Genomic DNA, 24,976 nt, shown 5'->3' with positions numbered 1-24,976 from the left:
CATTTTTGTTTTGGCTATCGCGACAGAGCGCTAACAATTAGAAGCGCTCAAGTTCTACAAATTATGCAGAAACCTCAACTTCGTAAGAGCCAAATTTACGAATGTTAATTACGCCCGTATCTAAGATTAGGTATTGACCTTTAATGCCTTGCAGCACACCAGATACCTCAGGGTTCTTGTCAAAGTTGTGCGACACAATCTTCACTGGGTGCTGTTCAACTGGGTAGCTCAGTGAAGTGATGTTCTCACTCAGAATTTCGATAGCATCGTCACCAAATTTTGCTCTGATCTCTTGGATTTTATCCTCAACCAATGGCAACAGTTCTTTGGCTTTCTCTACCAACTCCATATCGTCGCCATCGCCTTTTAACAGCGTGCGCCAGTTGGTTTTGTCTGCGATGTGTTTTGCCAATTCAACTTCAATCAGGCCAGAAATCTGACGAGTTTTTACCTTCAAGATAGGTAGGCCTTGAGTCGCACCTTGGTCAATCCAACGTGTTGGGATTTGAGTGTGACGCGTGATACCAACCTTAAGGCTAGACGTGTTCGATAGGTAAACGAAGTGATCAACCATGCAGTTCTCTTCACCCCATTGAGGCTCGCGACACGTGCCTTCATCGTAGTGACAAGTCTCTGGTTTCATGATGCACATGTCGCAGCTTGCTAGCTTTTTCATGCACACAAAACAGTGGCCTTGAGAGTAGCTCTTCTTAGTTTTCTTACCACATGAGCAACAAAAAATGTTGCCAGTGTGAGTTAGGTTGATGGTTTTACCAATCAGAGGGTTTAGCTCTACAAACTCTTCGCCTACGGGCAAACGGTAGGTAACCGCGCCATCAAGGGAAGCACTCATCTTTTTGAGTGTTCCTTTTGCTAATAAAGACATGACATTACTCGTTGTATTTTGATTATTATTTCGTCGACTCGATTGCGCTGTGAGCAGGCAGTACGGTTAACGATGATTATGCGATGAGTATAACAAATAGAGCCTGTTTTTATACGCAATATTACTTGATTCTCGCCGTGAATAATCAACAGCAAATACATGCATAAAAATATAGTATGACATTTTGTTCGGGCGTGATATAACGTTTTTTAGTGATTTATTGGTATTAAGATCACTAATTTATCTGACTTGTTTTTTATCGTGAAATCCCAACTATAGGGATATTAAGCCGGAAGCTTAGACGTGAAGTGGATCCATAAGATTGTTATCTTTCTCGTTATCGCAACGCTTGCCATTGTTCAGTATTACCGTGTGAGCGGAAATCGTGTGATAACAGCAATAACCCCTGATAAATATGAATTTATCGCGACCAGCGATCGAGTTGATAGGGGCGTCAGTACATCCCAATTATCCTATGAAAATGGGCAGTATATTCTCGACTGTGAGCTTAAAGAGTCGGAGTATCCTTGGCCTTATTGCGGCCTGTCGATTCGTATTAATCCAGACATTACCGAAGGCCTTGATCTCTCCCAGTATCACACCTTTAGAGTGAATATTGATTACCATGCGGAAGCGGACTCTAGTGGCCGTTTGAGAACTTACCTACGCAACTACAATCCTGCTTATTCTGTTCCTGATGACGAGTACACACACAAGTACAACGGGATGGAGTTTTCTCCAGGAATCGATGGTGGTGTGATTGAGATTCCGATCAAAAACCTGCAAGTGATGACATGGTGGTTAGCCGATAATGATGTGGCGTTAGAGCACTCGGCACCTGAATATTCGAACGTGAATATGGTCGAATTTGCTACCGCATCTGGAGCGAAGCTAGGCCATCATCGAATTGTTATTCGCAGCATTGAGTTTGAAGGCTCGTATATCTCTGCGGAAAGCTTGTTCTTGATCTTGCTGTTTATCTGGGTCGGAACGGGCACTGTGTTCTTACTTTCAGAATTACATCGTTCAAGAAAGCGTATGGTGATTGCCGAGAAGAGACACAATCACTTAAAGAATGTGAACCGAGCATTGAGAGAGCAGAACTTTGAATTCTCTGAGAAAGCGCACCGTGATGAGTTAACGGGGATCCTCAATCGACACGCAATTCGTGATTGGTTGAAGATGCAGTCGCAGCACGTGAAGCAAGGCCACGGTAAGCTCAGTATGCTCTATCTCGATATTGACTACTTCAAGAGTGTGAATGACAAATACGGACACCAAATGGGTGACCATATTCTGCGTGAATTCAGCATGGTTGTAGGCAGTTCTATCAGTGCGACCGACAAACTGGTGCGTTGGGGCGGTGAAGAATTTATCGTTTTCTGTCCAGAGACCGAAGCCGGAGAGGCGCAGATGAAAGCCGAGCGCATTCGATTATTGGTTAGCCAGCACCTTTGGGTTCATGGTGACCCGCTTACTTGCAGTATTGGTATCGCCGAGATGAAACAAGAGAGAGTGACAGAGACGATAGCTCGCGCCGATGAAGCGCTCTATCAAGCTAAACACTCAGGGCGTAATCAGGTGATCTTGAGTCACTAATCTGCAAATTGTTTTGATTACTTAATAAGCCACACGTGCATATGTGACGTGTGGCGTTTTTATGGGTGCTATATGAGTTTACCCTCTAGAGCCTTTTGTTGGTTTGTTTGGATAACGTATTGAAATGATTTCCCTGTTCTTTAAATGCTTGCTTGGTGCCGCGGCTGTTTTATTGATTGCGCTGTTGTCGAAAAGTAAGAGCTTTTATATCTCTGGCCTTGTGCCTCTGTTTCCTACTTTTGCTTTGATTGCCCACTACATTGTCGGCACGGAACAAACCATGGTGGAATTGCGTACCACAGCACTGTTTGGCTTGTTTTCGCTTGTGCCTTACGCGGCTTATCTTGGTGCAGTCTATGTGTTTAGTTATCGCTACAATTTGGTGTCGACGTTGTCATTGGCAACAGTCGTGTGGGTTCTGTGTGCATCTATGCTGCTGTTGGGTTGGACGCGTCTAGTCCCAAGTGCAATCTAGTTCCGAGCGCAATTTAGTCATTGGTGAGTTGGTTAGTTGGAATATTGGAAGGCTAGCGGTTAGAAACAAAAAAGGTGGCGAAGAGCCACCAAAAGGGAAAAGCGTTTTATTGTTTTTTTGGATGCCCGCTCAGTGTGTGTTTCATGTTGAGCGGGCTTTTTATATTGGCTGAGTGGGGGAACTGCAGCCAGTTTAGGGGAGCATTTATTGCTTACCAGAAAATCCAAGCGAACAGTGTCAGTACTAGGATACAAACTAGGTTTAGTACCATACCGATTCGCATCATCTCTTTCTGCTTGATATGACCAGAGGCAAACACAATAGCATTTGGTGGTGTTGCTACAGGAAGCATGAAGGCACAAGACGCAGCAACAGCGATCAGTGCAGACAAGATAACTGGCGACATACCAAGTGCTTCAGCGATGGTTGCGAATACTGGCACCAGAAGCGCTGCACTGGCTGTGTTACTTGCGAATTCAGTTAGGAACACTACGAATGCAACTACCGCTAGAATCGTTAGCAGAACGCCTGCTGTTTCCAAGAAGCCACTTAGTGAGTGTGCTAGGAATACGCTGGTGCCTGTTGCTTTAAGAATGTTACTTAGACAGATACCGCCACCGAACAGGATTAATACACCCCAGTCTGTTGTCTTCTCAACATCTTTCCATTCAACCGCTCTAGAAGCGCCTAATAGTACAATCGCACCAATCGCTACCAAGCTGTCAAACTTAGAGAAACCGCCGATCATTGCATTAATTGGCTTACCAAATATCCAAAGCGTAACCGTTAGCAAGAAGATAGAGAGCGTGATTTTTTTGCTGTTCGTCCACTCTACCGGTGCGTGGTCTAGCTCGAATTTGTGGTCAAGCTTAGGCTTTGTCATCACGTAAAGGATGAACATCGCGATAGGCATCAAGATAAGTGAGATTGGAAGACCTAGCGCCATCCACTCAGTAAAGCTCAAACCCACTTCTGCAGCGGCGATTGCGTTCGGTGGGCTACCCACTAAAGTCGCGATACCACCAATCGATGCACAGTAAGCGATACCCAGCAGCACGAACACGTACGTGTTGCGGTCTTCACTTTGGTCAACTTTGTTCATGATGCCAAGAACAAGGGGAAGCATCATTGCAGTGGTTGCTGTGTTCGAAATCCACATCGACAAACCTGCACTCACACCGAATAGCATGAACACTGCCACCGACATTCTGCCTTTTGCAATCAGCAGTACTTTGTCGGCAATCGCCTTATCGAGCTCTTGCTTGTTGAGCGCAGCAGCAAGGGCAAAACCACCCATGAATAGGAAGATGATTGGGTTCGAGAAGTTCGCCAATGCAGCCGATGTGTTGAACACACCAAACAGCACGGCCAAGAGTGGAACGAGCAGAGCAGTAATGCTGACGTGAATTGCTTCGGTTAACCATAAAACGGCGACAAACACGAGAATACTCAGACCAGTATTGACTTGTGTTTCGAAAGGGAGGGTATTGATTAACAGAGCAAATAACATGAAATTACCAATTAATATCATGCTGTTGCGGGTGAACAACCAGTGTTTCAGTGTAGTAACAAGTGCCGTCATAAGACGCTCCTTTTGTTATCCTCGTTTTATTGGTGCACGACTTCATTGAGCCGTGTTTATTATTTTCGAGGTATATAGCTTGATGTAGGGTCAGACTTTGTTGGGAGAATGTTACTTAAGTTAATAAAGGCGTGTTGGTGTGTTTTTGTGTAACAGTGGGGAAATGTGAGGCAACAAATTCAAAATGTGTAGTTTTCTACACATCCGTCTCTGCTGGGTCTGCAATAGGGTTTGTTGTAGGCTCTACAACAGGGTTTACAGAGGGGTCAGTCATAGGGTTTGGAATCGGAAATGATTCTGGTTTTGGACTCGGTTGAATAGGCTCTTTAGGTCCAAGGAACTTTGGCGTTGTCCCCATAATATACAAGTCTAAGAAGGCTTTGGTACGCGCAAAAACTTCACGTAAACGGATAGAGGTGCCTGAATGGTGAGTAGGACCTGAAACCGCTAAACATTGTGCATGAATATCGTAAGAATTAGCGATAAACAGTGCTCTTTCACAGTGGAATTTCTGAGTGATGATCAGGAAGTTGTCAGTGTCGAAGATCTTTTTAGCGCGAACAATCGAGTCTAATGTCCTAAACCCTGCATAATCGAGATTAATACGTTCATCAGGCACACCGGCTTTCAGCAAATCTCGTTTCATCGTCCACGGTTCATTGTAAGAGCGATGAGCGTTGTCACCACTTAACAGAAACTGGTCGACTTTTTCACGGTCGAAGAGCTCAATCGCGGCTTCAATTCGATACTTATAATAGTCGTTGAGTGTTCTACCCAAATACTTGCTGGTGCCAAGTACCACCGCAACTTCAAGCTCAGGCACTTCATCAACATCGTAAATGATGCGGTCTTCTGCTTGCCATGAAACCCAATAATCGATCGCAATAACCGAAGCGCTGCCTACTAAGAACACGAGGAAAGCGCCAAACAGAAAACCTTGCAGTTTTTTGTAAGCTTTTGATAGGTAGCTACGGTAAATGTGAGAATCGAATTTCACTCTCGGTATGGTCCTTGACTGGGCATTAATTTTTGAGTGCTCGATAATACCAAATAAAAATGAGAAAAATCAGTTAAAAAGACAAGACAGTGTAAAGAAAAAAGCCTCTGCGATTGCAGAGGCTCTTGTAAGAGTGGTATTTGAGAACAAGTACGCTCTATTAGAATGCAGTACGCTTGTAGCGACGGTAAACCGGCTGCCAGAAGTGCTGGTCAATCGCTTGTTGTAGTGCTTCTTCAGTGATCTCTAGTGCAACACCTTGTTCAATCGCTTTCTTACCAACAGCAAAAGCGATCTTCTTAGATACTGTGTGGATCTCTTCCAATGGTGGAAGTAGAGCGCCTGAACCGTTGATTGCTAGCGGAGAACATGTTGCAAGCGCACGGCTCGATTCCATTAGCATTTCGTCAGTGATGCGTGAAGCGTTCACAGCCAGTACACCAAGGCCAATACCTGGGAAGATGTAGCTGTTGTTACACTGAGCGATTGGGTAAGTCGTGCCGTTGTGAACCACTGGCTCAAATGGGCTACCTGTTGCTACAAGTGCTTGGCCATCAGTCCAACGAATGATGTCGTTTGGCGTTGCTTCAACACGGCTAGTTGGGTTCGACAGTGGGAACACGATAGGGCGTTCGCAGTGAAGGTTCATCTCTTTGATAACTTCTTTGCTGAACAGACCCGGCGCACCAGATACACCAACCAATACTGTTGGTTTTGCGTGACGAACAACGTCTAGTAGTGAGAAGCCAGTGCCATCGCTTTCCCAATCTTTAGTATTCGCGTTGGTTTGAACTAGGCGCTGTTGGAAATCAAGCAGGTTCTGCATGCCTTCCTGTAGCAGACCCCAACGGTCAACCATGTAAACTTGAGAGCGTGCTTGTGCATCGCTGATACCTTCAGACACCATTTGAGCAATGATAGCTTCAGCAATACCACAACCCGCAGAACCCGCACCTAAGAAGGTAATACGTTGGTCTGAAAGTTTGCTGTTTGCTGCTTTACATGCTGCAAGTAGAGAACCTACCGTTACTGCTGCTGTACCTTGGATATCATCGTTGAAACAACAGATGCGATCTTTGTAACGCTCAAGCAGTGGCATTGCGTTCTTTTGTGCGAAATCTTCGAACTGAACTAGAGCATCAGGCCAACGACGTTGAACCGCTTGGATGAACTCTTCAACGAATGCATCGTAGTCAGCACCTGTGATACGAGGGTGACGCCAGCCCATGTACATTGGGTCTGCAAGACGTTGAGGGTTATTTGTACCTACATCAAGTACGATTGGTAGCATGTAAGCAGGGCTGATACCGCCACACGCTGTGTAAAGTGCTAGCTTACCGATTGGAATACCCATGCCACCGATACCTTGGTCTCCCAAACCAAGAATGCGCTCACCATCCGTAACCACGATAACTTTAACATTGTGGTTTGTCGCATTATTCAGTAGATCATCGATACGATCGCGGTTCGGGTAAGAGATAAACAGACCACGACCACGACGGTAAATATTTGAGAAGTTCTCACATGCTGCGCCAACCGTTGGCGTGTAAATGATAGGCATCATTTCAGAAATGTGGTTTTGAACTAAACGATAAAAAAGCGTTTCATTAGTGTCTTGGATGTTACGAAGGTAGATATGCTTATCCATATCACTTTCGAAGTTACAATATTGTTTGTATGCACGTCCTACTTGCTCCTGGATTGTTTCGGTTGTTTCCGGTAACAAACCTTCAAGGTTGAAAGAACTGCGCTCTTCAGCAGAGAATGCGCTGCCTTTGTTTAAAAGAGGGGTACTAAGTAGAGCAGGACCAGCATAAGGGATATATAGAGGGCGTTTATCGTTGTTCATTGGATGCCTAATATGGGAGAAAGGGTAACTGAAAAATGATAACGGTTTAGTTATTCAATTGTAAATAGTTTCCCTCCGATCTTAGCAAACAAAATGATATTCTTACCCATGTCCCACACTTATCGAATTTGAACGCCATAATTCGTTATACTTTGCTCACACTTTTTCGCGACGCTTCCTTTTTATGTCTCAACTTCCCATCGATTCTTATCAAAATGTTTTCCATGAACAGATCGCCCATTCTCATCTTGTTGTCGAAGCAGAAACCGGATCGGGCAAATCAACGCGCTTGCCAATTTGGGCATCACAACATGGACGCGTTTTGGTGGTGGAGCCGAGACGTATCGCGTGTACGTCACTTGCGAAATATCTAGCGCAACAATCAGGTGAACAGCTGGGTTCAAAGGTTGGTTATGCGATCAAGCTAGAGTCGGAATACAACGAGCAAACGGACGTTGTGTTTGTGACGCCCGGTATCGCGCTGCGTTGGCTATCTGAAGATGGGCTCGCTGGCTTTGATGTGATTGTGGTAGATGAATTCCATGAGAGACGCTGGGATATCGACTTGCTGGTGGCGATCCTAAAGAAAAAAGCGAATCATCGTTTAGTCATCACATCGGCAACCATTGAGGGTGAGCGTCTTGCTGATTATTTGGATGCGAATCGAATCAGTTGTGAAGGGCGAACTTATCAGGTTGAAATTGAACACAGGGCGAATGAATCCAGAGCTCTGCCGGATAGTCGACATCTAGAGCAGCGCATCGCTGAAGAAGTGAATCATCAACTGATTGCCTCACATGGCGATATCTTGGTTTTCCTACCGGGTAAGAAAGAGATTGTGCAATGTGAGCAAGCCTTGGCAAAGAATCCAGATATCCAAGTCGTTAAATTGCATGCCTCGGTGAGTGATAAAGAGCGAGATCTTGCGTTGTCTGGTCTCAATACTGGCAATAGCTATGATGGCAATAGCGACGATGGCAGCGGATTACGAAAAGTCATCCTTGCGACCAACGTGGCAGAAACCTCATTAACCATTCCTGATATTGGTGTGGTGATCGACTCAGGACTGGAAAGACGCACCGTTCAGCGTAACGGCAGAACCACGCTGATGCTTAAATCCATATCACGGGCTAGCGCCAAACAACGCGCAGGTCGTGCGGGTAGGGTAATGGATGGCGTCTGCGTTCGTTTGTATGGTGAGCATGCGGCGTTGGAATTAGTTACACCGCCTGAGCTACAGCGTGAAGAACTGACCGAACCTATGTTGGCGGCGGCATGTTGTGGTGCGGCTCTAGAGAGTTTGTCTTTCCTCGATCCTATTCCTGAAAAGTCGCTAAACAGCGCAACTCAAACCTTGCTGATGATGGAAGCGATTAACGCCGACCATCAAATTACCGAGCACGGCAAAAAGCTGTATCCGCTGCCGATTGATGCCTTGTATGCCGATATTGTAACTCGCATTAAAACCAAAGCACTCAAAGAAGCGATGGTCGATCTCACGGCTGCGTTGTCTGTGCCTGCTCGCCTGTATCAGTTACCTAGCAATGCAGAACATCTGCAAGCGCTCGCACAACAAGAGAAAGAAGGGTGTGATTTATCCCTGTTAATTCAGATTGTCCGCGGTCGTGATTATCCACACCTTGAAATCGACCAGCAGGCATTGAATGAAGCCCAAGGTTTGGCGAAGCAAATGCGTGAGGTGTTTGAACTTCCGCAGTTAGAGGTTGCCTCTCGCTATCAACGTACCGCGCTACTTGAAACCATTATTCAACTGCACCCCGAATTGGTGTTTGTTCGTCGATTGAAACGAAAAGAAGCGTTTGCCAACGGGATGTTAGAAGTCGTACTCGGTCGCCAGAATCGTTTCCCAGATAATGCGCAAGCGATGTTGGTGTTGGACACTCACAGCTTACCGGGGCGAGGTGTGAAGCAAACACTTACCTTAGCAACGACCACTGCGCCTGTTCCTTTAGAACTCGTTGTTGAAGCAGAATTAGGTGAATGGCAGCAAGGTGACACCGTGGTTAATGATGAGGGCGTGTTCACCGAAATGGCATTGGTTTACGCTGGCCGCTCGATTACGACTAAGCTGGTGGCCGCAGAAGGTCAGTTGTCTTTAAAGCCTATCGTTGATCTCGTGGTAAGTGGTGCTCAACTTCCTGGCTTTGCAAAGGCTCGCACTCAAGAGATTAAGCATTGGCAGCTTTACGTGAAACTTGGGCTGGATGAGCAGACTCAATTTACACCAGAGATCGAACAATTGAGCTTTGAACTATGGTTTATAGAGCAACTGGAAGTATTAGGCGTGACGGATGTTGGCGAGCTGGAAATGTTCGAACATGACGATATTACCTTTGATGGTATACCTACTTGGCTGTATAACGAGTTCTCGGAAAAATACCCGTTTTCATTGTGCCTTGCCGACTTGCAACTTGAGGTGGAATACCTGACTGGAAGGAAGTTGATTTACGTTCATTATCAATCGGGCAGTCGGAAGTTATCACTAAAACGCTGGGAGCTACCCACATGGTCTGGGTGGCGTATTCAGTATAAAAAAGCGAGCCGAATAATTGATATAAAATAGATGGATAAGTTTTATCTCTAAAATATTAATCAAATAGGCGCATATATTATTTTTCGGTGCTTATTATGTTACGGATTTGATTTTTATATGCCTTTTTAACCAATCAAAAGGTCATAAAAGACTATTCTTCTATATCCTATTGCTATAAAGAAAAAGTTGATAGATATTGAGTATATTGTGTTGCCAAAGTGTCGGGGGACATCATGGATAAACAGAAAGAGACGCGTGTAGAGTTTGATTACACAACATTTCTTGGCGCCTCATGCAGTAAAAAATGGACTTTTCTGGAAGCACTCACCACAATTGCGCCAGTGTTCAGTACCGTTTGGCGAGATAGCATTAAAGAGTTGGGCACCCCAGAGGATCGCTTATGGCAGATGGCATTGAAATCAATGTCGACACGTAAAAGCGATGAATCAAACATTGTTACTTTGCTTAAGCTTGCGAAGCTTGAAGGTATCAATGAACTCAAGGTGGTTATGCCATATTCTCTTGAAGAAGAGCAGATCGAGTACATCGAATCTCGCAGTCATTTAGTGATTGCAGGTAATACTGGAGAAGAGTTTACTATCAAGCTGTAATTTCTCAGTATTGCTTAGAGCTTACAGATCTGGATACAGATAAAAGCGTATCAGAAACGTACATGTAGAAAGGGCCTCAGTATTGAGGCCCTTTTTGTATTTTGGTGGTGCTACAGATTTGGTCTTAATCGATCAGTCCGTAGTCTGCACGTAATACGTCGATGATCTCTTGCTTCGGATTGTCGCTCAATACAATCTCAGCACCTGTGATTTTCGCTGCGATATCAAGGTAAGTGCGAGAAAGCGACATTAATGCGTCCAAAGGAAGTTCATTATCACGCGCTAATGCTTCGCGCTCTGGCATACGTTCTTTGTTCAACAGAATGTCTGCATCAGGGAAGTAGTTAAGCAAGAACTGACGGAAACCCTCTTTCGAGTTTTCAACGATGTTGCCATTGTCGTATTCCTGAGTATCCCAAATACGAGATGAATCTGGAGTACCGACTTCGTCCATGTAGATTAGCTTCTCTTTGCCTTGAGCATCGTTCACGTAACCAAACTCAAACTTGGTATCAACGAAGGTTTGGTCTACTTTCGCCAGTGCTTGGCTGATCACGTTGAAGCCTTCTTTTAGTAGCTTTTCGTAATGCGCGATGTCACTTGCTTGAGTAAAGTTGAACGCTGCAAAGTTATCTTCGATGTTGTTACGTGTGATGTTCACATCGTCAGCTTCTGGTACACCAGGAATGCCTTTCAGAATCCCTTTAGTAGAAGGCGTGATGAGTAGCTCAGGCAGCTTCTTGTCTTTCTCTAGGCCTTCAGGCATCTCAATACCGCAGAATTCACGTTCGCCGTTCGCGTACGCACGCCACATAGAACCTGTAATGTATTGACGACAAATCGCTTCAATCATTACTGGGCGAGCTTTTTGTACAATCCATACGAATGGATGAGGGATATCAAGGATATGACTGTCAGCAAGGCCGTTGTCTTTAAACAATTTGAACCAGTGGTTAGAGATAGCATTCAGAGCCGCTCCCTTACCTGGAACACCTTTAAGATTACCTTCACCGCGCCAGATACAATCAAACGCAGAGATACGATCACTGATCACCATGATAGCTAGAGGCGCATCGGGTGCTACGTCGTAGCCTTTCTCTTTAATTAGTCGTTGGCTATCTTCTTCAGTTAACCAGTAGACTGAGCGAACCTTGCCACTGTGGACAGGTTTGTCAGTACGGATTGGTAGGTCATCATTTACGGCAAGAACTTGATCAGCAAGGCTCATTTAGACATTCCTATCTTTTATCAAACGTCATACAGAGAAGTGCGGTGTGCACATGATTAGACGGGCATTATACCCAATCTACTGTTTGCTTCCAGAGAAAAAGCAAACGATTGCTAAATCTATTCATCAAATAAAAACCCCCGCCTAACCATCCGCTGAAAAATTGGTGAATTGTAGGGCAGGGGAAGGCAGTATGTTTGGACTATATTACTGAACTATCTAGCAGAGCTATGTTGCTTAGTGAATGCGCTCTGAATTTGCATCCATAAAGAAGACTTCACATTGAAAGCGCATTCCTAATGTTCTTAGGTATTGCTGGCTGAACTGATCAATCGATGCGCTCGCAACAATCGCACTCGCATTTTTTGAACGGATGGCTTTCTCAACCGTTTCAACTTCCGTCATCTGGTGAGAGGCTTTCATGTGAATAATGCGGTCGCAGCACACGTTGTGTTGCTTAAGCTGCTTAGCCGATGGTCTTGGTGTTTGCGCTGTAAACAGCAACCACTGATGTTGATTGGACAGCAACGCCATTCTTGCGAACAACGCTTCCTCGTTTGAATTTTTGCTTTTACGAGAAACTGATGTAAATGCGCAGTGAACTAGCGGGCTAGAGTGTTGGGCTTTAACGTGTGCTTGAATCATTTTGCTGTCCTTATATACATGCTGTATGTGTATACAGTAGTTTTTGTTGCTTATAAGATCAAGCGTTTTTTGTGGGATTATTGGACGATTTTGCACAGGTAAGGGGATGGTTTTAACTTAAGTAATTGAAATTATTGTCTAAATTAAATTCGAATGAATTTGTTGTTTTGTCTCATAAGTTGAAGAAATGTGAGCTTTATACAGGTGTACACAGTGGTTTTTACAGAAAAGTACTGTATACACCTGTATAGAAGATAAGAAGATAAGAAGATAAGAAGATAAGAAGATAAGAAGATAAGAAGATAAGAAGATAAATCCCAGATACAAAAAAAGCGCCTTGGGCGCTTTCTTATATTTCAACGGTGTAACTTATCTCAGTGTTGCTTGGGAGAGTTTTGCTCTCATTTCCATTTCACCAATATTGAACTGGCGAACATCAATGGTTGCAATATCATTGCACTCTTTACATGCATGATGACACTTACCATCTAGGTAGTCGTGTTTTTTTACTAGGCTTGGCTTTTTGCACCAATCACAAACGCCTTCTATTGTGAACATATTCTCTCCTCACCTGTATATGTCAGGTGTATTTTCGGCGCAAATTATGACACAAGTAAGACCCATTAGTTAATAGTTTGTTACCCGTTTTTGAGAAGGTGATCGATTGCAACACCAATAAAATCGATATCTCCGTGAATTGGAAAGCCAAAGGTGTGTGCTTGTTTACGATTTTGTAACACTTTGTAAAATGGTTTTTAGCGCATTGTTCAAACGTTTCATTTCTTCGTCACATCCATGACCATCAGGATGATAAATTTTCGAGAGTTGTTTGTATCGAACTTTGATGCTTTTTTGGTCAGGGATTGAACTCGGTGTGTACCCAAAAAGAGCACAAGCCACTTGTAATTGATTTAGGCTTTTGCTGTTTTTCTGCTTCTTCAATTCGTGATAAATGGTTTGAAGCTGACGCTTTTGCTGCTTAATGGTGAAATCCTTCGAGCTAAGCTGCGCTTCAAGCGTCTGTTGTTGCTGATTCAATTCGCCAGACTTGAGCACCTGTCTCTTTCGCGAGATCACCAGAGTCGCGCTGATACTCACGATCGCAATCAGTAAGGCCAACGCAGCACCAATCATATAGTCAGAGCTGGTTAGGTTAGAACTGGAGAGGTTAGAGCGTGTCGCTGGGTCAGATAGCATTTGGTCAGATTGAATTTGGCTAGATTGCACTTGCTGAGGTAACCCCTGACTGCTGTCTATTTCAGAGTCGATGCTGTCATCGAGCTGTTCTATTGAAGAGATCTGCTTGGCACGTTGCTGGTTGAATTGTGCTTCTAGAATACGGTTGTAGCCATCTTCTCCATGCGGGTTGTCTTTTAAAGCGGCTTCATACCATAGTTGCGCCTCGTCTAGTGGTTGAAGGAGCTCCTTATCAAGCGAGGATTCGTAGATCTTGGCGACTTCTAGAGGCGCTTGCTTGTTGCCTTGCAGTGCTGCTTTGATGAACCACTCTAAGGCTTGTTTGTTGTCTTGCTCGACACTTGTACCTGCCAAGTACCACTCGCCGAGTTTAAATTGCGCAGCTGCATTGCCATTGTCTGCAGATTGCGAGTACCAATAGAATGCGTCGTCGATATTTTTAGGCACATCGGTTCCCAATTCATACGCTTGCGCCAATTGGTATTGAGAGGCAGGGTCTTGAGGTTGTGAATCTAGTGGCTGCTGAGGGCTACTTTCTGCATGAACCAAATGTGTCGAGAACAGCTGTATCGTGGCAAAGATGAAGGTAAGAAGCAGAGTTCTTAGAGGCGATGATGACAGAAAGTTGGATAGGATAAGCAAAAGATAAGTCTCGTAAAAAAGCCCAGTGCCGATATATCAATATGAATATGCTATGTGGCTGTTAATTAGGTTGTAACGTTTGAGACAAGCGCGACAACTGACAAACAACTATATAGTGGTTAATTCAATAGATAAAGGCGACTGGGCTTTAATCGTGCTACTTAAGCGGCAAGATTTGAATTTCTACGCGACGGTTACAAGCACGACCTTGAGACGTGTTGTTATCACATAGAGGGTAACGTTCACCATTACCACGAGCAATAGCACGACCTGCTGCTACATCTTGAGAGATCAAGAATGCACGAACAGATTCAGCACGACGCTCAGAAAGGATTTGGTTAGTCGACTCACTGCCAGTGCTGTCCGTGTGACCTTCGATCACTAGGCTTGTGTCTGGGTATTCAACCAGGATACGCGCAACGCCGCGAAGTGTGTTGTGAATGCTTGATTCCAAAGCGTAAGAACCAGAATCAAAGCCGATGCCGTTTTCTAGGCGAAGTAGAAGTTGATTCTCACCAACACGTTCTACTTGAACGCCAGAGTTCATTAGCTCTTCACGAAGTGCTGCTTCTTGTCGGTCAAAGTAGTAACCAATACCACCGCCAACAGCCGCACCGCCTGCTGCACCAATAAGTGCACGTTTACCACGGTCTTTAGAGTCACCGGTAGCAGCACCAGCAACGGCACCAGCAAGTGCACCAATTAGAGCGCCTTGAGTTGCAGAGTTCGTCTCAGATTCGCCAGTTGTTGCGTTTTGGCGTTGAGTTGCCTGACAACCCGTTAAAGCGATAGCAAGCGCTAGGGCTAGTGTGATTTTTTTCAACGTATTTTCTCCATCATGTACTTCTGTCAAACAAATGAATTCGAATGACAAACATAGTCCTGTAAATCTTATTGATGGTTTTTATCAATACGTTGAAGCAATGTAAAGCGGCTCTATGATTTAGTTATCTTTTTAGCTGCCTGGGCGCCGGCAACTGGTCGATTAACAGACAATTTACGACCTTTCTTCAGGCCAACTTCATAATCGGCGGTAAGATTTTTCATCGCTTCTCTGAGTTGTTGTTTGAAGGTTTCGCGGTCGATATTTTTGAATTCTTTATCAATGTAGTTATTGATCTTGTTGTTCGACTCGTCATCTGGAGTAATAGTCGGCAGCTTCTCAAGCGCACCTTCAACCCAGCCTGAAACAAACGAGTTCACACGACGTGTCACTTCTAAAGAACCTGTACCTGAACCAGCAAAGCTATTTCTGAATTGGCCAGTGTGCTCATTCAGTTCACGATAAATGATATCGAAAGCGAAGGCAGCGAAGATTGCGCGATCGGCTTCACCAATGAACTCAACACGCTTGAGGCCTTTGTGGTTTAGCAATACGGCTTCTACGCCAAACTTGGTGTTGATACCGCGAATAACACGCAGCAGTGTAGAACTGATATTTGCAGGTAACAGGTGAGTGGATTGAGTTTTCCCCATCTTGATAAATTCAATATCGTCTTTTTCGAGACCATATTTCAGCATCAAGTTATGCGCCATTTTTATCGCATTGGCAGCTTCATTGACGTTCGCAGAATTTCCAAGCTCAAGACACTTGGCAATTTTCTTTAGGGCTTTTTTCTTATCCATCGACTACTTAATCATTACCGCAAATTTTTAAAAGTCCGACATTTTACATGTTTTCGCTGGTAACAGAAAGGCAAAACTCGTTTGAGGCACAAGTGAGGCGGTTAAGATAGGAAAGTAAAAGGCAGCTTGGTTACATAAACAAAAACGCCATCAAGAAGATAGATGGCGTTAGTGACACAGTTTTTTAGAATGACTAGAGCATTCGCAAACTAGATACCCAGTTCATCGAGCAGATCTGCTGCTGAATCGTTGCCTGAGCTTTGTGCTGGTTTGTTCTCTTCCTGCATTTTTTTCTGAGTCGCTTCTAGGATGCTATCTGGACACTCGTCTTCTGCAATTTCAAATTCTTCCAATTGGATGAATTCTGTCTTATCCATAGCAAGCTCGAGGTAGAAGATGTTGTTGTTTTGAGTCGAGAAGGTAACACGACGAGCTTGTGGGCGATCGAGATTGGTATCAACAGAAAGGTTTACTTGCTTGTTCAGTGCTAGCATCTTCGGTTGGTTTTGAGTGATGTTGGTTTGTAGCTCTTTACGGATTTTATTGGTGAAATCACCCACCAGTTGGTTCATCAATTCGCCTAATACATCGCCCACTTCATCTGACGTATGCAGCACGGCTAGCTCATTTTCAGGCATGCCCATGTTACGCATGTAATTGGTATAGATCTCTAGTGCTGCTTTCGACGTAAAATTGATAACAACAAGACCAGAAAAACCGCCGTCAAAAAGAACGAAACAACCGAAATCTGGCTTCAGACTCGTCTTGTTGATCTTTTGAACCATGGCTGAATAGGACACCTGAGAAGCCGTCGCTGAAGTGAGTACGCTTGAGACTGATTGGCATAGCTTAAGAAGAATATCTTCAGTTGTGACTGTTTTGTTTTTTTTCATTGTGATGTGCTCATGGAGATGTCTTAAACAAAATGTTATTCAGTATATTACTACCGAATTAAGACGAAAGTGACTATTTCTCCATTCTTGCACTGAGATTCTGATTTGATCACCTTTTTATATGATCTTAATAGTAGTAAAGTGACGAAATTCAAAGAAAATTATTAAAAATCTCAGATAACCCAATGCTGATAGGATCAGCGAAGTAGGGGCAGGAAGCAAATGTTACCAAGACTTCAACTCAATGCTGATGTCGATCCAGTTGTCGTACGCTTTTTAGATGAACTAAAAACAGCGGGCTTTACTGGCGACATTGAATCTCAATATTCTAGCCGTTTGGCTGTGGCGACTGATAACAGCGTCTATCAGCAATTACCGCAGGCGGTCATCCTTCCTAAAACAACTCAAGACGTTGTACTGCTCGGCAAAGTGGGTTCTAAATCTGCTTACGAACGCGTGACTTTTTCCCCTCGTGGTGGTGGTACCGGAACCAACGGACAATCCTTAACAAAAGGTGTTGTGGTTGACCTATCACGCTACATGAATAAGGTTCTTGAGATTAACGAGAAAGAAGGCTGGGTAAGAGTTCAGTCTGGTGTCGTTAAAGACCAATTGAACGATGCAGTTCGCCCTTATGGTTACTTTTTCTCTCCTGATCTATCAACCAGTAACCGAGCAACCTTGGGTGGCATGATAAACACCGATGCTTCTGGCCAAGGGTCATTGAAGTACGGCAAAACGTCTGATCACGTGTTGTCGCTGCAAGCGGTCTTCGCAGACGGTTCATGTCTAGAATCTGATTTATCACATGGCTTGCCTGATGAAGGTGAATTTGCTCACCATGCACTTGCGGTAACTGAGGCTGTTTGTCGTGACAAGCGTGCTCAAATCTTAGATAAATTCCCTCCGTTGAACCGCTTCTTAACAGGTTACGATCTAAAGAATGCAATCAATGAACAAGATGACAGCTTTGACCTGACTCGTGTCCTATGTGGTGCAGAAGGTTCTTTAGCATTCATTACAGAAGCAAAGCTCAACCTAACGCCGATTCCAAAAGCGCGCACACTGGTTAACGTGAAATACAATACGTTTGACTCTGCGCTGCGCAATGCGCCGTTCATGGTTGAAGCGAAAGCACTGTCTGTTGAAACGGTAGATTCAAGAGTATTGAACCTCGCGAAGCAAGACATTGTTTGGCACACCGTGAGCGATTTGCTGACTGATGTTCCAAACAAAGAAATGCTTGGCATCAACATGGTTGAGTTTGCAGGCCAAGATGAAGCGGAAGTTGAACAACAAGTTCAAGCGCTGACAGCACGCCTTGAAACCATGGTTGAAAGCGAAGAAGCAGGCGTGATTGGCTTCCAAGTGTGTAGCGATTTGGCGAGTATTGGCCGAATCTACAACATGCGCAAGAAAGCGGTAGGTCTATTAGGTGCGGCGAAAGGCCGAGCTAAGCCTGTCGCTTTTGCTGAAGATACCTGTGTACCACCTGAAAACTTGGCGGATTTCATCTCTGAATTCAGAGTTTTACTTGATTCAAAAGAGTTGAACTACGGCATGTTTGGTCACGTTGATGCAGGCGTACTGCACGTTCGCCCAGCCCTAGACTTGTGTGATCCTATGCAAGAAGCCTTGATGCACGAAGTCTCTGATGAAGTGGTTAAGCTGGTGGCGAAATACGGCGGCTTAATGTGGGGCGAACATGGTAAAGGCTTTCGCTCTGAGTATGGTCCAGACTTCTTCGGTGAAGAGCTATTTACCGAATTAAGACGCGTTAAAGCGGCATTCGACCCACACAACAAGATGAACCCAGGCAAGATCTGCACGCCTTTAGAAAGCGACGCTGAATTGGTGAAAGTCACCGACACCAAGCGCGGTTTCTATGATCGTCAGATCGACGTTCAAGTCCGTGACAGCTTTAAGCAAGCAATGGAATGTAACGGCAACGGTTTGTGCTTTAACTACGATACGAGCTCGCCAATGTGTCCTTCAATGAAAGTGACCGCTGACCGTCGTCATTCTCCAAAAGGCCGTGCAGGCTTAGTAAGAGAATGGTTACGTCAACTAACTGAACAAGGCGTCGATATTCTCGATTTAGAGCAAGAAGCGCTGAAGGACAATACACCAGTCAAAACCATGGTGGAACGTGTTCGTAACACGATGAACAAACGCCATGAGTACGACTTCTCACACGAAGTGCACGAAGCAATGAACGGTTGTCTTGCATGTAAAGCGTGTGCGAGCCAGTGTCCGATCAAAGTTGATGTGCCGAGTTTCCGTTCACGATTCTTAAATATCTATTACTCACGTTACCAACGCCCAGCAAAAGATTACTTGGTGGCAAACATTGAAACCATGCTGCCCCTAATGGCGAAAGCGCCAAAAGTCGTTAATGCTGCATTGGGTCAAAAGTGGGTTCAATCTGCAACAGCGAAAACCGTCGGTTATGTCGATGCACCGTTGATGTCAGTACCTACGCTGAAAAATCGTCTGGCGAGCAAAGAGCTGCAACTGTTCGATATTCAATATCTTGAAGGGCTTTCTTCGGAAGAGAAGAAGCAGCATGTATTGATCGTCCAAGACCCGTTTACTAGCTTCTATGATGCCGAGGTGGTTGAAGACTTTGTCACTCTGGCTCAAAAGCTTGGCAAAACTCCGGTCTTACTGCCATTTAAGCCAAATGGTAAAGCACTGCACATCAAAGGCTTCTTAAGCCGTTTTGCACGTGAGGCTAAATCGACGTCTGATTTCTTGTCGATGGTCGCTGATATCGGTATTCCTTTAGTGGGTGTCGACCCTGCACTTGTGCTTTGTTACCGAGATGAGTACGTCGAGATCTTAGCGGATAAGCGTGGCGACTTTGATGTGCTCACCGTGCATGAATGGTTAATGCCATCGCTCGGTGACTTTGAAGCGCGTTCTGCAAGCGAAGAGATGTGGTACTTATTCGCTCACTGTACCGAGAAAACCAAGATGCCAAACGCTGAAAAAGAGTGGGGTGTTATCTTCAAACACTTTGGTGCTGCACTTACCAGCGTTCCTGTCGGCTGTTGTGGCATGGCGGGTACCTTTGGACACGAAGTCGATAAGCTACAAATGTCGAAAGACATATACGGTTTAAGTTGGAAGCCAAGGATGCAGGACTTGCCGAAAGAGCGTTGCTTAGTGACGGGTTATTCCTGCCGAAGCCAAGTGAAGCGTTTTGAGGGTGAGAAGCTTGCCCATCCATTACAGGCGCTCGCAAAAATTCTATAAACTATTTAGCCCAGCAATTGCTGGGCTTTTTTCTAAACTAACAATGGAATTGTTAATAAGGAAAGCTATGAGATTTCTTGAGTTAAAAGTACCACCGGTTGCTCTGTTTATATTGGTAATAGTTGCGTCTTATTTCTGTGCTCAACAACTAAGTACGGCGGCAATAGTATTGCCTTTTAAGCCAGTCGTTTTAGGTATTGGTATCGCATTGAGTGGCGTGGTCGGATTATCAGGTATCTGGGAGTTTCGAAAACGGAAAACCACCGTTAACCCGATCAAAGTCGAAACCGCCTCGGCAGTTGTGGACAGCGGCATCTTCGGTTACACCCGAAACCCAATGTATTTAGGGCTATTCATTTTACTATTCTGCGTTGGCTACTACTTTCAAAACATCTTCAGTATCTTACTCAGCTTTGTGTTCGTTATTTATATGAATCAATTCCAAATCAAACCAGAAGAGCGTGCTCTAGAGCAATTGTTCGGCGCTGAATATGTTGATTACAAACAAAAGGTTAGGCGTTGGATTTAGTGCCTATCTGAGTACTGGTTTGAGTGGTTTAGTGTAGTCACAACTAAAAACTACAAACTAAAAAGCCCAGCTTGAGGGTATCAAGCTGGGCTTTATTGATCTTGTCCTAGAGCTATTTACATTAAGTGGTGTAAATAAGAGTGTCTATTAAGCAGCAGCTGCGAACTGAGCTAGAAACATCTCTTTGCGTTCGTTGAAGCGGTTTACTAGGTCGTCTACAGAAGCTTGGTCGTATGGCTTAAGGCCGCTTGCTACCATGCGCTTCACACCTTTACCTACTACTTCGCCATCTTCTTTGAAATCGAAGTTCAGGGTGACGATGCCGCGCTTACCTTCAACGTCAAAAGTCGCACCAGAGAATTCAACTTCAGGGTGAGACAGGTCTAGGCGAGTAAATTCAACTTCCATGCTCTCGTAAATCACAAGAGGGCGTTGGCAGTTTATCATCATTTGTTGTTCTTCCATAAGAGGAACCATGATGTGTGGGAAGTTCATGCCAGAGAACTTAACGTAGTTTGTTACTACGTGTTCGATGAATGCTTGATCGTGGCTTTTCTCACCTTCACAAGACATGTGTAGGTACTCTTTGCCTTTCTCGTCAACCAGTGAGTTTTCTTTTTGACACTTGTTATCAACGCTTAGTGCAATACCGTTACCAACCATACCTGAAAAATCAAAACGCATTTTTTGGCTGATGCCTTCTTTTTGCAGGAGAACTGCAAACAAAAGATCGCCAGGCACGCAGAAGCGCTTGTTGTCTTCATCGTGAATAGGGTTGAAGTCAGCAGCTACTTTTTTAGCAAAGTGGCTAGCTTGTTCACGAGTGAATTGAAATTGATTGTCTTCAGTAGAAAAGTAAGGTGTCAGAAACATAGTATCGCTATTAGTCATCAAATCTGGGGTGGATTATAGCTAACTAACTTCGTTCTAATGGTCTATCCAGTTAACTTTGCTTATATATCAGTCGATTAGATAAATACGTTGGATGGTATGTGACGATTTTGAGGGGAGTAAGGGCTTGAGTTCAATGCAACAGGGGCCAATCAATAGCCCCTGTTTATATGACGTGCTATTTCGCCAAACCTTAGAAGCTACATAGTAGGCCTTCTGGCATTAGATGGTTATGCACTGATAACTTGAGCAGTAGGTTTGCTTGCTCGATATCAGGTGAGAAGTAACGGTCTTTGTCGTAGAAGCTGACTTTCTCGCGCAGGATTTGTTTTGCTTCTTCTACTCGAGGAGAAGACAGATTTGGTGCTCGGAAGTCTAGTCCTTGTGCTGCTGCTAGGTACTCGACCGCCAAGATTCCACGAGTGTTTTCTGCCATGTTACGAAGACGACGACCCGCAAAGGTTGCCATCGAAACGTGATCCTCTTGGTTAGCGGACGTTGGCAAGCTGTCTACAGAAGCCGGGTGAGCCAGTGTTTTGTTCTCGCTTGCTAACGCTGCTGAAGTGACCTGAGCGATCATAAAGCCTGAGTTAACACCGCCATTATCGACCAAGAAAGGTGGAAGTTTACTTAGTGCACTATCAATCAGCAGTGCCATTCGACGCTCTGACAAGCTACCGATCTCGGCAATGGCTAATGCAAGATTATCGGCAGCCATTGCAACAGGCTCTGCGTGGAAGTTACCGCCTGAAATGATGTCGCCATCGTCAGCGAAAACCAGCGGGTTATCAGATACCGAATTTGCTTCAACGTTTAGCGTTTCTGCTGAGTTACGGATCTGCTGGAGACACGCGCCCATCACTTGAGGCTGACAACGCAGTGAATACGGGTCTTGTACCTTTTCACAGCAAGTGTGTGATTCACCAATTTCACTCTTTTGATCAAGCATATGTCGGTAAGCTAATGCAGCGTCCATTTGTCCACGGTGACCACGAACGCGGTGAATACGAGGATCAAATGGGCGGCGACTACCGAGTGCTGCTTCAACAGACATAGCGCCACAGACAGTTGCAGACGCAAACAGATCTTCTGCTGCGAATAGACCTTCTAACGCAAATGCGGTTGATGCTTGTGTGCCGTTTAGTAGCGCTAAACCTTCTTTCGGTGCGAGCGTGATTGGCTCTAGCCCTGCGATCTTCATCGCTTCTAAACCAGTAATGATTTTGCCGTTATGTCGTGCTTGGCCTTCACCAAGTAGAACAGTACTCATGTGGGCTAGGGGAGCAAGGTCGCCAGATGCGCCAACTGATCCTTTTTGTGGTACACATGGGTAAACCTGCGCGTTCACAAGATCGATAAGAGCATTAATTACTTTGAGGCGGATACCGGAGTAGCCACGAGACAAGCTGTTAATCTTCAGCACCATCATCAAACGTACAGTCTCATCAGACATGAACTTGCCGATGCCTGCCGCGTGAGAAAGTACGATACTTTTTTGTAGAACTTCGAGATCTTCTGGCGCAATTTTGGTGTTTGCTAACAAGCCAAAACCTGTGTTGATGCCATAGACAGTACGATCTTCAGCAATCACTTGTTCGACAACCTGCATGCTCGCTTCAATATCTGGGATTGCAGCAGGGTCGAGTGATAAGTTCACCGGGCTACGACTGATCTTGCGAAGTTCAGATAGGCCTAGAAGTCCTGGTTTAAGTAATAAATTCAACATGTTCTCTCCAGACATTAAAGGCGACGAAGTTCTTCGTTTAGCATAGGTAAATCAAGCTGTTGTTCTTTCGCACACTGCTTGGCAATATCGTAACCCGCATCCGCATGACGCATAACGCCGGTTGCTGGGTCATTGTGAAGTACGCGAGCAATACGTTGTGATGCATCTTCAGAACCGTCACAACAAATCACCATACCTGAGTGTTGCGAGAAGCCCATACCAACGCCGCCACCGTGGTGCAGAGAAACCCATGTTGCGCCGCCTGCTGTGTTTAGTAGTGCGTTCAATAGAGGCCAATCTGATACGGCATCTGATCCATCCATCATGCCTTCTGTTTCGCGGTTCGGGCTTGCAACAGAACCTGAATCTAGGTGGTCACGACCGATCACTACTGGTGCTTTCAGTTCGCCATTTTTCACCATTTCATTGAATGCTTGACCTAAACGTTCACGGTCTTTCAAGCCAACCCAGCAGATACGAGCCGGTAAGCCTTGGAACTGGATACGTTCACGCGCCATGTCTAGCCAGTTGTGCAGATGTGGGTTGTCTGGAATCAGTTCTTTTACTTTTTGATCTGTTTTGTAGATGTCTTCTGGGTCACCAGACAGTGCAGCCCAACGGAATGGACCGATGCCTTCACAGAACAGTTGACGAATATAAGCAGGAACGAAACCTGGGAAATCAAACGCGTTTTCTACGCCTTCTTCCAATGCCATTTGGCGAATGTTGTTACCGTAATCTACGGTCGCAGCGCCGCGATATTGCAGGTCTAGCATCGCTTGAACTTGAATTGCCATGGACTGCTTCGCCGCTTTTACGACTTTTGCTTCATCAATGGTGCGCTCTTGTGCGGCTTTCTCCATCGTCCATCCTTGCGGTAAGTAGCCGTTCAGAGGATCGTGGGCAGAAGTTTGGTCAGTCACGACATCTGGCGTGATGTTGCGCTCTACTAACTCAGGGAACACATCAGCAGCGTTACCAAGTAGGCCAACAGAAATAGGTGTGTCTGACTCTTTAATCATAGCCATCGCTTCATCTAAGCTGGTGGCTTTCTTGTCGACATAACCTGTACGTAGGCGATAGTCGATTCGTGATTCATCACACTCAACCGCAATCATTGAGAAGCCAGCCATGGTAGCTGCAAGAGGCTGAGCGCCACCCATGCCGCCAAGGCCACCTGTGAGTACCCATTTACCTTTGGCTTCGCCTTGGAAGTGTTTCTTCGCGATAGCGACAAAGGTTTCGTAAGTACCTTGAACGATGCCTTGTGATCCGATGTAGATCCAGCTGCCTGCAGTCATTTGGCCATACATCATCAAGCCTTCTTTATCGAGCTCGTTGAAGTGTTCCCAGTTTGCCCAGTGTGGAACAAGGTTCGAGTTAGCGATTAATACGCGAGGTGCGTTTTTATGAGTCGGGAACACGCCTACAGGTTTACCTGACTGGACAAGTAGCGTTTGGTCATCTTCTAAACGTTCTAATACTTCTACAATCTTGTCATAACATTTCCAATCACGCGCGACGCGACCAATACCACCATACACAACCAGTGCATGTGGGTGTTCTGCCACATCAGGATCTAGGTTGTTCATCAGCATACGTAGTGGTGCTTCTGTTAACCAAGATTTAGCGCGCAAAGTGGTGCCATGAGGTGCGCGAATTTCGCGAGTCGTGTCGAGACGAGGGTCACTGTTGTGGTGTTCCGTCATTTTGGAATTCCTTCTGTTTCACGTTATATAGTTGTAGTTGTAGTTGTAGTTGTAGTTGTAGTTGTAGTTATCGGTATAG

General features: G+C 45.0%; 20 protein-coding genes. 6 read left to right on the top strand and 14 right to left on the bottom strand.

Annotated elements, in window-relative coordinates; genetic code table 11:
• Positions 1 to 61 precede the first annotated feature (61 nt).
• Positions 62 to 886, bottom strand: coding sequence for a DUF2797 domain-containing protein (locus OCV12_RS09845; protein ID WP_029235797.1), 825 nt, complete (start codon positions 884 to 886; stop codon positions 62 to 64).
• Between the two features lie 303 nt (positions 887 to 1,189).
• On the opposite strand from OCV12_RS09845, the gene OCV12_RS09840 reads away from it, so the two are divergent.
• Positions 1,190 to 2,485 (top strand): GGDEF domain-containing protein, encoded by a 1,296-nt coding sequence (locus OCV12_RS09840; protein ID WP_261884547.1) that lies wholly within the window; start codon positions 1,190 to 1,192, stop codon positions 2,483 to 2,485.
• Positions 2,486 to 2,609: 124 nt separating this feature from the next.
• Complete coding sequence (locus tag OCV12_RS09835) at positions 2,610 to 2,960, top strand: GlpM family protein (RefSeq protein WP_017631289.1); 351 nt, start codon at positions 2,610 to 2,612, stop codon at positions 2,958 to 2,960.
• A gap of 211 nt (positions 2,961 to 3,171) precedes the next feature.
• Here OCV12_RS09835 and OCV12_RS09830 read toward each other — a convergent pair whose 3' ends face one another.
• The 3 genes from OCV12_RS09830 to OCV12_RS09820 all read right to left on the bottom strand — a co-directional run bounded on the left by OCV12_RS09830 (position 3,172) and on the right by OCV12_RS09820 (position 7,388).
• Positions 3,172 to 4,542 (bottom strand): SLC13 family permease, encoded by a 1,371-nt coding sequence (locus OCV12_RS09830; protein WP_017631290.1) that lies wholly within the window; start codon positions 4,540 to 4,542, stop codon positions 3,172 to 3,174.
• Between the two features lie 196 nt (positions 4,543 to 4,738).
• Entirely contained in the window at positions 4,739 to 5,539 is an 801-nt protein-coding gene (locus OCV12_RS09825) for a SanA/YdcF family protein (protein WP_261884546.1), read from the bottom strand.
• 160 nt (positions 5,540 to 5,699) lie between these two features.
• Positions 5,700 to 7,388, bottom strand: a complete 1,689-nt coding sequence (locus OCV12_RS09820) for an NAD-dependent malic enzyme (RefSeq protein WP_009846476.1) — start codon at positions 7,386 to 7,388, stop codon at positions 5,700 to 5,702.
• 184 nt (positions 7,389 to 7,572) lie between these two features.
• Between OCV12_RS09820 and OCV12_RS09815 the strand changes: the two genes are divergently transcribed.
• Positions 7,573 to 9,972 carry a helicase-related protein gene (locus OCV12_RS09815; RefSeq protein WP_261884545.1) on the top strand — a complete coding sequence of 800 codons (2,400 nt, stop codon included), beginning with the start codon at positions 7,573 to 7,575 and terminating at the stop codon, positions 9,970 to 9,972.
• Positions 9,973 to 10,175: 203 nt separating this feature from the next.
• Positions 10,176 to 10,553, top strand: a complete 378-nt coding sequence (locus OCV12_RS09810) for a transporter (protein WP_176680991.1) — start codon at positions 10,176 to 10,178, stop codon at positions 10,551 to 10,553.
• A 124-nt stretch (positions 10,554 to 10,677) separates the two neighbouring features.
• Here the strand turns inward: OCV12_RS09810 and OCV12_RS09805 are convergent, their stop codons facing one another.
• The 7 genes from OCV12_RS09805 to OCV12_RS09775 all read right to left on the bottom strand — a co-directional run bounded on the left by OCV12_RS09805 (position 10,678) and on the right by OCV12_RS09775 (position 16,784).
• Positions 10,678 to 11,781 (bottom strand): phosphoribosylaminoimidazolesuccinocarboxamide synthase, encoded by a 1,104-nt coding sequence (locus tag OCV12_RS09805; RefSeq protein WP_261884544.1) that lies wholly within the window; start codon positions 11,779 to 11,781, stop codon positions 10,678 to 10,680.
• A 237-nt stretch (positions 11,782 to 12,018) separates the two neighbouring features.
• Positions 12,019 to 12,426 (bottom strand): SulA-like leucine-rich domain-containing protein, encoded by a 408-nt coding sequence (locus OCV12_RS09800; RefSeq protein WP_261884543.1) that lies wholly within the window; start codon positions 12,424 to 12,426, stop codon positions 12,019 to 12,021.
• Positions 12,427 to 12,795: 369 nt separating this feature from the next.
• Positions 12,796 to 12,984: a hypothetical protein gene (locus tag OCV12_RS09795; RefSeq protein WP_004733419.1), complete on the bottom strand. Its 189-nt coding sequence runs from the start codon at positions 12,982 to 12,984 to the stop codon at positions 12,796 to 12,798.
• A 165-nt stretch (positions 12,985 to 13,149) separates the two neighbouring features.
• Complete coding sequence (locus OCV12_RS09790; protein WP_261884542.1) at positions 13,150 to 14,265, bottom strand: J domain-containing protein; 1,116 nt, start codon at positions 14,263 to 14,265, stop codon at positions 13,150 to 13,152.
• Between the two features lie 157 nt (positions 14,266 to 14,422).
• On the bottom strand, positions 14,423 to 15,088 hold the full coding sequence (locus OCV12_RS09785) for an OmpA family protein (RefSeq protein ID WP_261884541.1): 666 nt from the start codon (positions 15,086 to 15,088) through the stop codon (positions 14,423 to 14,425).
• Positions 15,089 to 15,201: 113 nt separating this feature from the next.
• Entirely contained in the window at positions 15,202 to 15,891 is a 690-nt protein-coding gene (locus OCV12_RS09780; RefSeq protein WP_132763329.1) for a DUF2786 domain-containing protein, read from the bottom strand.
• Between the two features lie 209 nt (positions 15,892 to 16,100).
• Positions 16,101 to 16,784, bottom strand: coding sequence for a DUF3334 family protein (locus OCV12_RS09775; RefSeq protein ID WP_132763326.1), 684 nt, complete (start codon positions 16,782 to 16,784; stop codon positions 16,101 to 16,103).
• Between the two features lie 222 nt (positions 16,785 to 17,006).
• Between OCV12_RS09775 and ydiJ the strand changes: the two genes are divergently transcribed.
• Together ydiJ and OCV12_RS09765 are read left to right on the top strand one after the other, a co-directional pair.
• Positions 17,007 to 20,042, top strand: a complete 3,036-nt coding sequence (ydiJ, locus tag OCV12_RS09770) for a D-2-hydroxyglutarate dehydrogenase YdiJ (protein ID WP_261884540.1) — start codon at positions 17,007 to 17,009, stop codon at positions 20,040 to 20,042.
• Between the two features lie 67 nt (positions 20,043 to 20,109).
• The gene (locus tag OCV12_RS09765; protein ID WP_261884539.1) at positions 20,110 to 20,571 is read left to right on the top strand and encodes a methyltransferase family protein; all 462 of its coding nucleotides are present in this window, start codon (positions 20,110 to 20,112) and stop codon (positions 20,569 to 20,571) included.
• A 147-nt stretch (positions 20,572 to 20,718) separates the two neighbouring features.
• Here the strand turns inward: OCV12_RS09765 and OCV12_RS09760 are convergent, their stop codons facing one another.
• The 3 genes from OCV12_RS09760 to hutU all read right to left on the bottom strand — a co-directional run bounded on the left by OCV12_RS09760 (position 20,719) and on the right by hutU (position 24,897).
• Positions 20,719 to 21,444 carry a DUF3581 domain-containing protein gene (locus OCV12_RS09760; protein ID WP_261884538.1) on the bottom strand — a complete coding sequence of 242 codons (726 nt, stop codon included), beginning with the start codon at positions 21,442 to 21,444 and terminating at the stop codon, positions 20,719 to 20,721.
• A 211-nt stretch (positions 21,445 to 21,655) separates the two neighbouring features.
• Positions 21,656 to 23,188 (bottom strand): histidine ammonia-lyase, encoded by a 1,533-nt coding sequence (hutH, locus tag OCV12_RS09755; RefSeq protein ID WP_261884537.1) that lies wholly within the window; start codon positions 23,186 to 23,188, stop codon positions 21,656 to 21,658.
• Positions 23,189 to 23,202: 14 nt separating this feature from the next.
• Positions 23,203 to 24,897 (bottom strand): urocanate hydratase, encoded by a 1,695-nt coding sequence (gene hutU / locus OCV12_RS09750; RefSeq protein WP_261884536.1) that lies wholly within the window; start codon positions 24,895 to 24,897, stop codon positions 23,203 to 23,205.
• Positions 24,898 to 24,976 lie beyond the last annotated feature (79 nt).

The organism is Vibrio pomeroyi, from assembly GCF_024347595.1.
In the GTDB taxonomy this organism is placed as follows: domain Bacteria; phylum Pseudomonadota; class Gammaproteobacteria; order Enterobacterales; family Vibrionaceae; genus Vibrio; species Vibrio pomeroyi.
The sequence above is the reverse complement of the archived record's forward strand: the minus strand, read 5'-3'. Positions and strand labels throughout refer to the sequence as shown.

Coding starts and splice junctions, on each gene's coding strand:
- OCV12_RS09815 (WP_261884545.1), top strand. CDS start 7,573: ATGTCTCAACTTCCCATCGATTCTTATCAAAATGTTTTCCATGAACAG.
- OCV12_RS09835 (WP_017631289.1), top strand. CDS start 2,610: ATGATTTCCCTGTTCTTTAAATGCTTGCTTGGTGCCGCGGCTGTTTTA.
- ydiJ (WP_261884540.1), top strand. CDS start 17,007: ATGTTACCAAGACTTCAACTCAATGCTGATGTCGATCCAGTTGTCGTA.
- OCV12_RS09775 (WP_132763326.1), bottom strand. CDS start 16,784: ATGAAAAAAAACAAAACAGTCACAACTGAAGATATTCTTCTTAAGCTA.
- OCV12_RS09760 (WP_261884538.1), bottom strand. CDS start 21,444: ATGTTTCTGACACCTTACTTTTCTACTGAAGACAATCAATTTCAATTC.
- OCV12_RS09795 (WP_004733419.1), bottom strand. CDS start 12,984: ATGTTCACAATAGAAGGCGTTTGTGATTGGTGCAAAAAGCCAAGCCTA.
- OCV12_RS09805 (WP_261884544.1), bottom strand. CDS start 11,781: ATGAGCCTTGCTGATCAAGTTCTTGCCGTAAATGATGACCTACCAATC.
- hutU (WP_261884536.1), bottom strand. CDS start 24,897: ATGACGGAACACCACAACAGTGACCCTCGTCTCGACACGACTCGCGAA.
- OCV12_RS09810 (WP_176680991.1), top strand. CDS start 10,176: ATGGATAAACAGAAAGAGACGCGTGTAGAGTTTGATTACACAACATTT.
- OCV12_RS09820 (WP_009846476.1), bottom strand. CDS start 7,388: ATGAACAACGATAAACGCCCTCTATATATCCCTTATGCTGGTCCTGCT.
- OCV12_RS09800 (WP_261884543.1), bottom strand. CDS start 12,426: ATGATTCAAGCACACGTTAAAGCCCAACACTCTAGCCCGCTAGTTCAC.
- OCV12_RS09845 (WP_029235797.1), bottom strand. CDS start 886: ATGTCTTTATTAGCAAAAGGAACACTCAAAAAGATGAGTGCTTCCCTT.
- OCV12_RS09780 (WP_132763329.1), bottom strand. CDS start 15,891: ATGGATAAGAAAAAAGCCCTAAAGAAAATTGCCAAGTGTCTTGAGCTT.
- OCV12_RS09765 (WP_261884539.1), top strand. CDS start 20,110: ATGAGATTTCTTGAGTTAAAAGTACCACCGGTTGCTCTGTTTATATTG.
- OCV12_RS09830 (WP_017631290.1), bottom strand. CDS start 4,542: ATGACGGCACTTGTTACTACACTGAAACACTGGTTGTTCACCCGCAAC.
- hutH (WP_261884537.1), bottom strand. CDS start 23,188: ATGTTGAATTTATTACTTAAACCAGGACTTCTAGGCCTATCTGAACTT.